General features: G+C 66.2%; 9 protein-coding genes and 1 pseudogene. 2 read left to right on the top strand and 8 right to left on the bottom strand.

Features of this window, described 5'->3' with window-relative positions:
• Window positions 1-94 precede the first annotated feature (94 nt).
• A complete protein-coding gene (locus tag AC2EAL_RS12750; RefSeq protein WP_484724601.1) occupies window positions 95-2,560 on the top strand; it encodes a penicillin acylase family protein in 2,466 nt (821 codons plus the stop codon).
• Window positions 2,557-3,063 carry a GNAT family N-acetyltransferase gene (locus AC2EAL_RS12745; protein WP_484724600.1) on the top strand — a complete coding sequence of 169 codons (507 nt, stop codon included), beginning with the start codon at window positions 2,557-2,559 and terminating at the stop codon, window positions 3,061-3,063. The genes AC2EAL_RS12750 and AC2EAL_RS12745 overlap by 4 nt, the downstream gene beginning before the upstream one ends.
• Here the strand turns inward: AC2EAL_RS12745 and AC2EAL_RS12740 are convergent.
• The 8 genes and pseudogenes from AC2EAL_RS12740 to AC2EAL_RS12705 all read right to left on the bottom strand — a co-directional run bounded on the left by AC2EAL_RS12740 (window position 3,054) and on the right by AC2EAL_RS12705 (window position 12,524).
• Entirely contained in the window at window positions 3,054-3,473 is a 420-nt protein-coding gene (locus AC2EAL_RS12740; RefSeq protein ID WP_484724599.1) for a hypothetical protein, read from the bottom strand. The genes AC2EAL_RS12745 and AC2EAL_RS12740 overlap by 10 nt on opposite strands.
• Window positions 3,474-3,513: 40 nt before the next feature.
• Window positions 3,514-4,788 carry a GTPase HflX gene (gene hflX / locus AC2EAL_RS12735; RefSeq protein ID WP_484724598.1) on the bottom strand — a complete coding sequence of 425 codons (1,275 nt, stop codon included), beginning with the start codon at window positions 4,786-4,788 and terminating at the stop codon, window positions 3,514-3,516.
• A gap of 56 nt (window positions 4,789-4,844) precedes the next feature.
• Window positions 4,845-5,078, bottom strand: coding sequence for an RNA chaperone Hfq (gene hfq, locus AC2EAL_RS12730; RefSeq protein ID WP_008028786.1), 234 nt, complete (start codon window positions 5,076-5,078; stop codon window positions 4,845-4,847).
• Between the two features lie 168 nt (window positions 5,079-5,246).
• Window positions 5,247-6,761, bottom strand: coding sequence for a potassium transporter TrkG (locus tag AC2EAL_RS12725; RefSeq protein WP_484724597.1), 1,515 nt, complete (start codon window positions 6,759-6,761; stop codon window positions 5,247-5,249).
• The gene (gene trkA / locus AC2EAL_RS12720) at window positions 6,761-8,137 is read right to left on the bottom strand and encodes a Trk system potassium transporter TrkA (protein ID WP_484724596.1); all 1,377 of its coding nucleotides are present in this window, start codon (window positions 8,135-8,137) and stop codon (window positions 6,761-6,763) included. Before trkA ends, AC2EAL_RS12725 begins: the two co-directional genes overlap by 1 nt.
• 54 nt (window positions 8,138-8,191) lie before the next feature.
• Window positions 8,192-8,503: pseudogene (locus tag AC2EAL_RS12715) on the bottom strand (endonuclease domain-containing protein); the annotation flags it as partial.
• A gap of 352 nt (window positions 8,504-8,855) precedes the next feature.
• Window positions 8,856-10,247, bottom strand: coding sequence for a nitrogen assimilation response regulator NtrX (gene ntrX / locus AC2EAL_RS12710; protein ID WP_484724595.1), 1,392 nt, complete (start codon window positions 10,245-10,247; stop codon window positions 8,856-8,858).
• Window positions 10,248-10,250: 3 nt separating this feature from the next.
• On the bottom strand, window positions 10,251-12,524 hold the full coding sequence (locus tag AC2EAL_RS12705) for a sensor histidine kinase NtrY-like (protein WP_484724594.1): 2,274 nt from the start codon (window positions 12,522-12,524) through the stop codon (window positions 10,251-10,253).
• Window positions 12,525-12,633 lie beyond the last annotated feature (109 nt).

Genomic DNA, 12,633 nt, shown 5'->3' with positions numbered 1-12,633 from the left:
ATGCGCCCCCCGCTTGTTGCCCTTGCTCGGTGCATGGACTAGGAACCGATCCGCTTCACGCCGTCAAGGACCAGCCCCTTATGCCCAGGACCCCATGCTGACCGCCTTTCGCTGGCTGATCCGGCTGGTCACCGGACTTATCGCCCTGGGCCTGATCCTGGCCTTCCTGGCCTATTACATCCTGTCGCGGTCGCTGGTGGATTACAGCGAGGATTTCACCGTTGCGGGCATCTCGGCCCCGGTGGAAATCGTGCGCAACAACGATGACGTGCCGCACATCTTCGGGCGTACGGACGAGGATGTGTACTTTGCCCTGGGCTTTGCCCATGCGCAGGATCGGCTGTGGCAGATGACGATGCTGCGGCGCACGGCGCAGGGGCGGCTGTCGGAACTGTTCGGCCCGGCCACGGTGCAGGTGGACGAGCTGATGCGGCGCTATGACCTGTATGGTCTGGCGCTGCAGTCGGTCGAGGCGCAGGACCCGCAGACCCGCCGGGCGCTGGAGGCCTATGCTGCGGGCGTGAACGCCTGGATCGGCGAAGTGAACAAGGGCGCCCGGGGCCGCGGTGCGCCGGAGTTCTTCCTGTTCGAGCCCGAGATCGCGGCCTGGGCCCCGGCGGATTCCATCGCGATCCTGAAGCTGATGGCGCTGCAGCTGACCGGGGCGCTGCAGTCCGAGGTCTTGCGCGCGCGGGTGTCGCTGCTGCTTGCGCCCGAGCGGCTGGCCGACATCCTGCCGGATGATCCGAGCCAGGGCGTCGCCGCTCTGCCCGACTATGCAAGCCTTGTCCCTAGCGTGGTGCCGGTGATGGCCCCGGTCGACTTTGCGATGGGGCCGTTTTCCCCGGTGGCCGAGCCCGGGATGGCGGGGGCGTCGAATTCCTGGGCGGCGATGCCGGAACGGTCGGCGGCGGGAGGCAGCCTGTTGGCGAACGACCCGCATCTGGGGCTGACCGCGCCGACGATCTGGTATCTAGCGCGTCTGGAGCTGCAGACGGGCGGCGTCATTGGCGGCACGATCCCAGGGGTGCCCGTGGTTTTGGTCGGCCGGTCGGACAAGCTGGGTTGGGGCCTGACGACGGCCTATGTCGACGACCAGGACGTGGTGATCGAGGCGCTGAACCCGGCGAACAAGGAAGAATACCAGACCCCCGACGGCTGGGCCCCTTTCGAGACCCGGCAGTCGATCATCCGGATCAAGGATGCCGAGCCCCTGACGCTGACCCTGCGCTGGACGCGGAACGGGCCGGTGCTGCCAGGGGGGCACTATGACCTCGACTCGATCACGCCTGCGGGGCATGTGGCCGCGATCAGCTGGACGGCGCTGTCGGGGGCCGACACCTCGATCAGCGGGGCGATGGCGCTGATGCGGGCGAAGTCGATCCCGGAAGCGCTGGAGGCGGGCAAGCTGGTCGTGGCACCCGCGCAGAACGTGATGCTGGCGGACGAGACGGGGATCGCGATGCAGGTGATGGGGGCGATCCCGGCGCGGGACCCGGGCCATCCCTCACAAGGCCGACTGCCGGCCTTGGGGTCGGATGCGCGCGTGGGGTTCAAGGGCGTGCTGCCCTATGCGGAGAACCCGAGCTTCCGCAACCCGACCTCGGGTCTTCTGGGCAACACCAACAACAAGACGGTGGACCGGCCCTTCCCAAACCATGTGAGTTTCGACTGGGGCGACACGCAGCGGATCCAGCGTTGGCTGACGCTGATGCAGGCGCGCGAGGTGCATACGCGGGAAAGCTTCATCGAGGCGCAGCTGGACACGGTGAACCCGACGGCGCGGAACCTGTTGCCGCTGATCGGGGCGGACCTGTGGTTCACTGGCGAGGCGGCGCCCGAGGGCTCGCCCGAACGGTTGCGGCAGCGGGCGCTGATGCTGCTGGCGGAGTGGAACGGCGAGATGAACGAGCATCTGCCCGAGCCGCTGATCGCCGAGGCCTGGATGCGGGCGCTGATGGAGCGGCTGATCCGGGACGAGCTGGGGGCGATGGCGGACAGCTTCACCCATATCTCTCCGGTCTTCATCGAGCGGGTCTACCGCAATGTGGGCGGCGCGTCGGCGTGGTGCGACGTGATCCAGTCGGCGGCAGTGGAAAGCTGCACCGACATTGCGCGGGTGGCGCTGGACGATGCGTTGTTGCAGCTGTCGGAACGCTATGGCGACAACATCGAAAGCTGGCGCTGGGGCGACGCGCACCAGGCGACGCATGACCATCCGGTGCTGGGCGAGGTGCCATTCGTCAAGCATTTCGTGAACATCCGGCAGTCGACGAGCGGCGGGGACGACACGCTGATGCGGGGGGTGACGCGGGGCAAGGGGCCGGAGCCGTTCCAGAACGTGCATTCGGCGGGGTATCGCGGGGTCTATGACTTTGCCGACCCGGATTCGTCGGTCTTCGTCACGGCGACGGGGCAGTCGGGGCATCCCTTGTCGCGGCATTATGACGACCTGGGCGAGCTGTGGCGGCGGGGGGAGTACATCCCGATGTCGCTGGACCCGGAACTTGCGCGGGCTGCGGCGGCGGGGGTGATGGTGCTGACGCCGGAGGGGCAGTGACCGGGGTCCCGACGCTGCACACGGCGCGGCTGGTCTTGCGCCAGGCGCGGTGGGACGATCTGGAGGCGGTGCACCGCTTCATGTCCGACCCGCGCGCGATGCGCTACTGGTCGCGGCCAGAGCATGAGACGCTTGAGGAGACACGCCATTGGCTGGGCTTCCTGGTCGATCAGGCCGAGGACAGCCGGGACTGGCTGGTCGAGCGGGATGGAGAGGTCATCGGCAAGGCCGGGGCTTGGGCAGTGCCGGAGGTGGGGTTAATCCTGCACCCGGACCACTGGGGCCAGGGACTGGCGCAGGAGGCGATGAACTCTGTGATCCCCGTGCTGGAGGCGGAGTTTCCGGCGATCACGCTGACGGCGGAGGTCGACCCCCGCAATGCAGCCTGCCTGAAGCTGCTGGCGAAGCTGGGGTTCCTTGAGACGCACCGGGCGGAGCGGACGCTTCTGTGGAAAGACGAATGGTGCGACAGCGTCTATCTGGCGCGGCCGCATCAGGCTTGAGCGGTTCGCGCGGGGCCAAGCGTCCAGGCCGTTGCGGCAAGTAGCGCCATGAGCGCGAGGGGCGTGTGGAGCGGGTGGAGGAAAAGCGCGCGCAGCGGCTCGGTTCCTGACCAGGTGGTGCCGAAATCGCTGACGAAGGGATGGATCATGACCGAAGCGGCCCAGAGCCAGAGGAGGGCGATGGGCGGCAGGGCGAGCCAGCGCAGATGAAAGCGGCGGGCAAGCGCGGCGAGAAGCGGGATGGGCAGCGTCGCGGCAAGGGCCGTCAGGGCGAGTTCGGTGCGCGTGACCTGGATGCCCGGATACAGCGGGAAGCCCTGGCCAAGGTAGTCTCCGGGAATGCCGAACAGCGCATGGAGCCAGAGCGCTGCTGCTGCGGTGAGCCAGAGAGCGGCGAGGCGGAGGATCATCGCACCCCCTGCCCTGCGCGGGTCGCGGAAATGTATCCGGTCAGAGCCGTTCCCATCGGTTCTGCTGCCGGGCGGTCCAGCGCACGGTGAGGTGCCAGCCGTCTTCGGCCTCGGTCTCGGTCAGGACGATGGTCTGGTCATGGAGCCAGGCGCGCTTGCGGCCCTGGTCGAAGGGGATAATCAGGGTTTCCTCGGTCCGGTCTTCGTCGAGCGTGCGCGAGATGAGGGAGAGGAGCGTCTCCACCCCCTCGCCCGTCAAGGCCGATACCGGCAGGACCATGGGACGTTGCGCAGCCTGGGCGGTCAGCGCGCCGCGTTGCGAGGCATCGACCAGGTCAAGCTTGTTCCAGACCTCGATGATCGGCGTGTCTTCCTTCACGCCCAGTGAGGCCAGGATATCGGCCACATCGGCGGCCTGTTCGACGGTTTCCGGGTGGCTAATGTCGCGGACATGGAGGATCAGGTCGGCGGACAGCACCTCTTCCAGCGTGGCGCGGAAGGCGGCGACAAGCTGGGTCGGCAGGTCCGAGATGAAGCCCACGGTGTCGGACAGGATGATCTTCGCGCCCGAAGGCAGCGCCACGCCGCGCATGGTGGGGTCGAGCGTGGCAAAGAGCATGTCCTTGGCCAGAACCTCGGCCCCGGTGATGCGGTTGAAGAGCGTGGACTTGCCGGCGTTGGTGTAGCCGACGAGGGCCACGATCGGGAACGGCACCTTGGCGCGGGCGGCGCGGTGAAGCTCACGCGTCTTGACCACCTGGTCGAGTTGGCGGCGCAGCTTGACCACCTGATCGTCGATGGCGCGGCGGTCGCTTTCGATTTGGGTTTCGCCCGGGCCGCCGACAAAGCCGAAGCCGCCGCGCTGGCGTTCAAGGTGGGTCCAGGCGCGGACCAGCCGGGTGCGCTGGTAGCTGAGGGCCGCGAGTTCGACCTGCAGGACGCCTTCGCGGGTCCGGGCACGGTCGGCGAAGATCTCCAGGATCAGCGAGGTCCTGTCGAGAAGCTTAACCCCCCATTCCTTTTCCAGGTTGCGCTGCTGGACGGGCGAGACGCTGCCATCGACCAGAACCAACCCGATCTCCTCGGCCTTGAAGCGGGCCTTCAGCTCCTGGACCTTGCCCGAGCCGAGGAGCGTGCCGGGATGCGCGCGCGCCAGGCGGACGACCTCGGACCCGCAGACCTCAAGTTCCGGGAGGGCGGCGGCGAGCGAGACGGCCTCGGCCAGGCCATGCTCGGGCAGTCGGCGATTGCCAGCGGATTTCAATGCCGGATGCAGCACCCAGGCGCGGGTTCTGGCGGTCGCGGTATCGCGCAACCGATTGCCCGCCCTATCGGACAGGAGACCGGTTTCGTCCTGCGGACCGTTGGAGATCAGTCTTCCCCTTCGTAGAGGCTGATCGGCGCGCCGGGCATGATGGTCGAGATCGCATGCTTGTAGACGAGCTGCGATTGCCCGTCACGACGCAGAAGCACGCAGAAGTTGTCAAACCAGGTGATCACGCCCTGCAGCTTGACGCCATTGATCAGGAAGATCGTCACCGGAACCTTGGCTTTGCGAACATGGTTCAGAAAGGCGTCTTGCAGGTTTTGCTTGTCAGCGGCCATCGTTGTTTTGCCTTGTTTTTCTATCGCTTCACTGTCACGTCGTGGTCGTTTGTCGTTGAGCCCTGTCTTCACCGCCAGACACGGTAAGCCGAGTATGTCGCGGGCGGGCGGGAGTTTCCAGCGCAAAAATCAGGCTGTTACCTGCCCCGGTGCGCCGGTCCGGGCCGGTCAGCGCTGCCCGCGCCCCGGCAGGATGAGGGCGAGGAGCGCCAGGGTTTCCAGCCGACCGACGACCATGGCGATGCCAAGGATCAGTTTCACCGGATCGGACAGGTCGGCGTACAGGATGGGTTCGGGGGCGCCGATCTCGGCCAGCTGGCCCGTGGTGGTCAGGCTGGAGATCGCCAGGACCATGCCCTGTTCAAACTCGAGCCCCGCCAGCAGCAGCAGGGCCATGGTGATGGCAATGGTGGTGGCAAAGAGCATGAAGAAGACCCAGGCCAGTTGCGCCCCCTCCCGGCGCAGGCGGCGGGCATCCGCGCCCCCCCGCCCGATCGAGTTCGGGTGGATGATCTTCTCCAGTTCTCTTTCGCCCTGGCGCAGAAGGGCGTGCACCCGCAAGAGCTTGACCCCGCCGGCCGCGGTTGCAGTGCCGCCGCCGATCATCGCCAGGCCCAGGAGCACCAGGCCCGAGGTGCCGACGCCCGACCAGTCGGCCGCCGTCTGCCAATCGGTCGAGACATAGCCGGTGGTGGTCAGGAAGGAGGCCGAGGTGAACAGGATGCCCCAGAACGACTGCACCGCGTCGGTTTCGGTCAGGGGGCCGGACTGACCTACGACATACCAGTGCCGCAGGAACAAAAGCAGTGTCACCGATGCCAGCAAGAGGGCCGCCAGCCTCAGTTCCGGGTCCTGCAGCAGCGGGCGACGGTTTTCGGCAAGCCGGATGCCGGGCAGTGCGCGGCGGGTGATGGCGAAGACGAAACAGAGGAAGATCGCGACCTCTCCGGCGATACCGGCTTGCGAGGACTGGAACGGCTCTTGCCCGGTGATGCCGGAGGTGGAGAGTGTGCCCATGGCATGGATCAGCGCGGTGATGCCGGTTTCGCCGAGGATCAGGAGGATGCCCCAGAGGAGCAGGGTCAAGGTCGCATAAGCCGGGAACAGCATGAGTGCAAAGCGGGTGAGCCGCTGGGCGGGGTCGGCGATGCGGGTGACCTGGGCCGTTCCGGCCGCGCCACGCCCGGGGACGCGGCCCGAGATGACTTCGGTGCCGCCAAGGTTCAGGGGGGCAAGGATCGCATAGGCGGCCAGGAGGATCAGGAAGCCGCCGAACCAGCCGACCGTCGCACGCCAGAGATGGACGCTGTCGGCCAGCCGGTCGGGCTGGTAGACGCTGGCCCCGGTGGTGGTGAAGGCCGAGACCATCTCGAACCAGGCGTTCATCAGCGTGGTGTCGGGCAGCGCCTCGACCATCGGCAGGGCCAGGGCAAAGGGCAGGACGGCATAGGCCAGGACCAGGGCCGCAAGGTGGCTGCGGGCCGGATCGCGCGGGCTGTAGGCGGCGGTGGCGATGCCGAGCATGACGGCGATCACCAGGAGGATCAGCGCGGAGTAGAGGAAATCTCGGGCGTGTTCGTGGTCATTCGCCCCAATGGCAAACAGCGCGGGCACCAGCGCGATAAGGCCGCTGAGGCCCAGAAGGACCACGAGCAGCGGCAGTTCTGCCAGCCGCGCCAGCATCAGAAGAAGTCGATGGAGACTTGCAGGAGGCGTTCGACCTCGGGCACGTCCTTGGCCATGGCAAAGAGGGCGATGACGTCGCCGGCCTCGATCCTGAGGTCGCCGGTGGGTTTCAGGACCTTGTCGCCCTTCATCACGGCGCCGACGAGGACCCCTTCGGGAAACTCGATGTCGCGGACCAGGCGGCCGGAGAGCGGCGAGGTGGACAGGACCTGCGCCTCGATCATCTCGGCCTCGGCGTCGCCGATGGAGTAGACCGCGCGGACGCGGCCGTGGCGGATGTGGCGGAGAATGGAGGAGACCGTGGTGGCGCGGGGGTTGATGTAGGCGTCGATGTCGAGGGGGGCCATCAGCGGCGCCAGCGTGGGGTCGTTCACCAGCGCGATGGTCATCGGGCAGCCGGCCTGCTTGGCGCGGACGGCGACGAGGAGGTTGGTCTTGTCGTCATCGGTGACGGCGAGGATGGCGTCGGCGCGGTCGATCGAGGCTTCCATCAGGATGTCCGAGTCCATCCCGTCGCCGTTCAGGACGATGGTGCGCTCGAGAGAGTCGGCGGCGATTTCGGCTGTGGCGCGGTTCTTCTCGATGATCTTGGCGCGCACGCGGTCGGTGCGGGTTTCCAGCGCACGGGCGACGGCGAGGCCCACGTTGCCGCCCCCGACGATGACGACGCGTTCCTGCTTTTTCGTTTTCTTGCCAAAGATTTCCAGGGCGCGGTTCACGTCCTCGAAATGGGTGAAGACGTAGATCTGATCGTCCGCGTAAAGCTGGTCGCCGGGCTCGGGCGCAAACAGGCGATCCTCGCGCCGGATGCCCACGACAATGGCGCGGAGGGTGGAGAAGAGCTCGTTCAACTGGCGCAGGGGCGTGTTCAGGACCGGGCAGTCCTCATCCAGCTGGATGCCCAGAAGCTGGGCCCGACCATTCATGAAGCTTTCGGTGTCGAAGGTTGCAGGGGCCGCAAGGCGCTGCAGCGCGGCCTCGGCCACCTCGCGTTCGGGAGAGATCACGACGTCGATGGCCAGCCCGTCCTGGTTCGTCAGGTTGCCGTAGAGGGGATCAAGGTAGTTCTGCGCCCGGATGCGCGCGATCTTGCGGGTGATGTTGAAGACGGTGTGGGCCACCTGGCAGGTGACCATGTTCACTTCGTCGGAATGGGTGGCTGCGATCAGCATGTCGGCATCGCGCGCGCCGGCCTTTTCCAACACGTCGGGATGGCTGGCAAAGCCCACGACGCCTTGCACGTCCAGCGTATCGGTCGCGCGGCGGACAAGATCGGCGTTCACGTCGACAAGGGTCACGTCGTTCTTCTCGCCGGACAGATGACGGGCGATCTGCCAGCCGACCTGCCCCGCCCCGCAGATGATGACCTTCATCAGTGACCCCGCGTTCCGTCGTCTGCGCCTGAATGTCAGATCGGGGCCGGGGGGTCAATGTTCGGGGGTATGGGCAGCGATGGTGTCGAGGCAGGCGGGGAGGTTCTTGAGGATGTCATGGTTCCCCAGCCGAAGGACGCGGAAGCCCTTCTGGTGGAGCCATCGGTCGCGGTCCATATCGCTCTGGGAGCCGTCGCCGGTGCCGTCGGCTTCGATGATCAGGCGGTGGTCGGGGATCAGGAAGTCAACGATGAAGGGGCCGATGGGGGCCTGGCGTCGAACCGAGAGGCCCATGAAGCGATGGGCGCGGAGATGGTGCCAGAGGACGCGCTCGGCCGGGATCATGGTGCGGCGCAGGCGTTTTGCTTGGGCCTTCTGGCCGTTGTTCTAGAAGCCGCTCATCCCTTAGTCCTGTCAGCACCCCCGCCCTGGCCCTCCCCCTGGCAGGGGGAGGGGACGCGGGATGGCAGCGTCAGTCTGAGGTGGGCACGGTTAACAGGGGCTTAAGGGCAACTGTTTTCGTCCAGGTCCGTCATTCTTGCCCGGAGAGTAGGGAAACTCTCGTTCGGCAGCCCCATTCTACGACCCTCTGACAGGCTGCTAGAACCTACGGGAGACTACCGCCACGTTTCAAGTCGGGTGCGCCGGTGCGCCTTGCGTCCCCTCCCCCTGCCAGGGGGAGGGCCAGGGAGGGGGTCACACCGGCACGGGCAGGGCGTTACTCCTCGAACTCGCCGAAACCCCTGCCCCCGCGGGTAGACCCCACTACACCAAGGGACTTCAGCTTGCGGTGCAGCGCGGAGCGTTCCATGCCGACGAAGCTGGCCGTGCGGCTGATGTTGCCGCCAAAGCGGTTGATCTGGGTCAGAAGGTATTCGCGCTCGAAAAGCTCGCGCGCTTCGCGCAGGGGCAGCGTCGCGATGGTGCCGGACAGGGACAAAGCACTTTCGGTTTCGACCTTGGGCTCGGTGCCGGGAATCTCGGCGGCTTCGATGGGACCGGTGGAATCGCCCAGGATCAGGATGCGCTCGATCACGTTGCGCAGCTGGCGGATGTTGCCGGGCCAGGGGAGCGTCTGCAGGACGGTGTCAGCCTCTTCCGACAGGCTGCGGTTCGGCAAGCCTTGCGTCTTGTGGAACCATTCGATGAAGTGGCGGGTCAGTTCCGGCACATCCTCGCGCCGGGCGGCGAGCGAGGGGACGGCGATGGGGACAACGTTCAGCCTGTCGTAAAGCTCTTGCCGGAAGCGACCCAGGCCGATCTCAGACCGCAGGTCGCGGCAGGTGGAGGAGATGACGCGGAGGTCGACGCGGACCTTGTCGGTGCCGCCCGCCCGGGTGAACTGCTGTTCGGTCAGGACGCGCAGGATCTTGCCTTGCGTGCCGAGTGGCATATCGGCGACCTCGTCGAAGTAGACGATCCCGCCATGCGCCTGTTCCAGGAGGCCGGGTTCGACCCCGCGTTCGGGGGTTTCGCGGCCGAACAGGACCTCTTCCATCCGCTCGGGTTCGATCGAGGCCGAGGAGACAGTGACGAAGGGCGAGGCCGCACGGTTCGAGTGCGTGTGGATGTAGCGCGCGGCCATTTCCTTGCCGGTGCCGGGCTCGCCCGTCAGCATCACGCGGGCGTTCGACTTGGTCACCTTGTCGAGGTTGCCCTTCAGCGTCTTGAAGGCAAGCGAGGAGCCGACCATGTCGGCCGAGGCCACGTCGCGGCGGCGCAGTTCCTGGTTTTCACGGCGGAGCCGCGCGGTTTCCATGGCGCGGGCGACGACGACCATCAGCTGGTCGATGTTGAAGGGCTTTTCGATGAAGTCGTAGGCGCCCTGCTTGATCGCGGCGACGGCGATTTCAATGTTTCCGTGACCAGAGATAATCACCACCGGAATATCGGGATTGTCGCGCTTCACGGTTTTCAGGATGTCGATCCCGTCCATGCGGCTGTCTTTCAGCCAGATGTCCAGGATCATCAGCGAAGGCGGATCGGCGTTGATCTCGGCCATGCAGTCGTCGGAATTTGCGGCGAGGCGGGTGGTGTAGCCTTCGTCCCGCAGGATGTCGCCGATCAGTTCGCGGATGTCCTGTTCATCGTCGACGATCAGAATGCTCATGTCTCAAGCCTCCTTTGCGGCCGGCGCGGCGCCGAGTGGAATATGCGTGCGCTGACGCTTGCGTTGGGTGCGGGGTAGTCGGATCTCGGCCATCGCGCCGGGGTGGGCGTTGCCGTCAAAGATCGGCGCGTCGAGAAGGGCGAGGGTACCGCCGTGTTCCTCGATGATCTTCTTGACGATGGGCAGGCCCAGGCCGGTGCCCTTTTCGCGAGTGGTGACGTAAGGTTCAAAGAGCCGTGCGCGATCTGGTGGCAGGCCCGTGCCATTGTCCATGATGCGGATGACGGCTTCGCTGTCGTCGGCAGTCAGCGAGATGCGAATCTCGGGGACGAAGCCTGCGGGCGCGCCTTTTTCCTGATGCGATTCAATCGCTTCCCCGGCGTTCTTGATCAGGTTTGTGAAGGCCTGTCCGATCATCGTTGCGTCAAGGTCGAGGTGCAGTTCGTCCGCGGGAATGTCCTTCACGAAGCGCACCCCGGGCTGGCCGTTTTCCTGCAGAAGGACGGCGCCTTTCAGAAGCGCGGCGAGGTCGCAGTCGCGGCGGTCGGGTTCGGGCATGCGGGCGAACTTGGAAAACTCGTCGACGATCCGGCGCAGGTCGTTGGTCTGGCGGACGATGACGTCGGTGTATTGTTCGAGGTCCTCATGGTCGCGGACCTGGGTGGCGAACTTGCGCTTGATGCGTTCGGCGGAGAGCTGGATCGGGGTGAGCGGGTTCTTGATCTCATGCGCGATGCGGCGGGCGACGTCGCCCCAGGCGGCCATGCGTTGTGCGCTGACGAGGTCAGTCACGTCGTCGAAGGCCACGACGAAGCCTTCCAGGTCGCCCGCGTCGCTGCGGCGGGTGGACATGCGGACGAGGAGGCTTTCGAGCTTGCCCTTGCGGGTCAGGCGGACCTCTTCCTGGACGGCGTTGGTGCCGGCATCGCGGAGGCGGTCGAAAAGGGGGGCGAATTCCGGGACGGCGGCGGCAAGCGGCATGTCGGACTGGCCGTCACCGAAGTCGAGGAGCCGTTCGGCGGCGCGGTTGACGAAGTCGATGTCACCGTCCGAGTCGAGGCCGATGACGCCGGCCGTGACGTTGGAGAGCACCGAATCGAACAGCCGCCGCCGGGTTTCGGTCTGGGCATTGCTTTCCAGAAGCGCCTCGCGCTGGCCCTTCAGCTGGCGGGTCATCTGGTTGAAGAGACGACCGAGGGAGGCGATTTCGTCATCGCCTTCTTCCTCGGCCACCTGAACGTCAAGATCGCCGCCCCCTACCCTTTCCGCCGCCCCGGCGAGCCGCCCCACGGGCCGCGATAGGCGTTCGGCGAACCAGAGGCCAAGCCAGATCGCGGCGAGGATCAGGATCAGCGCGAAGCCGAGGTAAATCAGGCCGAAGTTGAACAGAAGCCGCCCACGTTCGGATTCGAGCTGGTTGTAGAGCTGGACGGTTTCCTGGGTTTCGTCGAGGAGCGACAGGATCGACCCGTCAACGGTGCGGGTCACGTAAAGATAGCGGTCGGTGTAGGCCTCCAGCAGAACCAGCGCGCGGAATTCATTGTTCTTCCAGTCGGGGATCAGCACGGTGTTGCCCTCGCGGGCGAGGCGGAGGTGTTCCTCGGTCAGGGGCTCGAAGTCGAAGAGGTAGGACTTCTCGCCCCGGGTCTTGAGGGTACCGGTGCCGTCGACGAGATAGGCCTCTTTCAGCCCGCGCTGGACGACCTGCTGCGCCTGGGAAAGCAGCGGGCGCAGCTGGTCATCACGAAGGAAGGTCGTCCGCCGCTTGGCGTCGTTCAGGTAGCCCGCAAGGGTGACGACATCGGCGGCCAGGTCGTCCTTCTGCACGGCCTCATAGGCCTGGGCGGCAGAGAGGGAGGAGCCTACGACCGAGCGGACGCGGTCGGAGAACCAGCCCTCAAGCCCGATGTTGATCGACAGTACGGCGAAGACCGCGACAAGGACCGTGGGGATCAGCGCGATCAGCATGAAGACGCCGGACAGGCGCATGTGGAGCCGCGATCCGGCGGATTTGGAACGGCGGTCGGCAATCAGGCGGACGACACGCGCCAGGACCAGGGCCGCAATCGCCAGCACGTAGATCAAGTCGGCCAGCAGGATCAGCCGCAGGAAGGGCGAGGCCGCACTCTGGTTGATCGAGCCGAGCGCAAGGAAGGTTGCGACCGCAAGGACGGGGCCCAGGAAGACCAGGCCAAGTGTAACCGACGTCTGCACGCGCCGCTGCCGACGCAGACGGGAAAACCGCTGCCAGACATCCCTGTGAACTGCCCGCTCCACCCTGTGCCGTTGCCTTCGCTTACGTCAGTCGGTGGTTCCCCCACCCCTGGCCACTATATCTAGCAGCCAAGCGGGGTGAAACCGAAAAGACACAGGTAGGCGTTGCCCC

This window comes from Tabrizicola sp. T74 (genome assembly GCF_057219935.1).
The sequence above is the reverse complement of the archived record's forward strand: the minus strand, read 5'-3'. Positions and strand labels throughout refer to the sequence as shown.

Excerpts from the sequence above, each read along its gene's own strand:
- AC2EAL_RS12750 (WP_484724601.1), top strand. The coding sequence starts at position 95 with ATGCTGACCGCCTTTCGCTGGCTGATCCGGCTGGTCACCGGACTTATC.
- trkA (WP_484724596.1), bottom strand. The coding sequence starts at position 8,137 with ATGAAGGTCATCATCTGCGGGGCGGGGCAGGTCGGCTGGCAGATCGCC.
- ntrX (WP_484724595.1), bottom strand. The coding sequence starts at position 10,247 with ATGAGCATTCTGATCGTCGACGATGAACAGGACATCCGCGAACTGATC.
- AC2EAL_RS12725 (WP_484724597.1), bottom strand. The coding sequence starts at position 6,761 with ATGCTGGCGCGGCTGGCAGAACTGCCGCTGCTCGTGGTCCTTCTGGGC.
- AC2EAL_RS12740 (WP_484724599.1), bottom strand. The coding sequence starts at position 3,473 with ATGATCCTCCGCCTCGCCGCTCTCTGGCTCACCGCAGCAGCAGCGCTC.
- hfq (WP_008028786.1), bottom strand. The coding sequence starts at position 5,078 with ATGGCCGCTGACAAGCAAAACCTGCAAGACGCCTTTCTGAACCATGTT.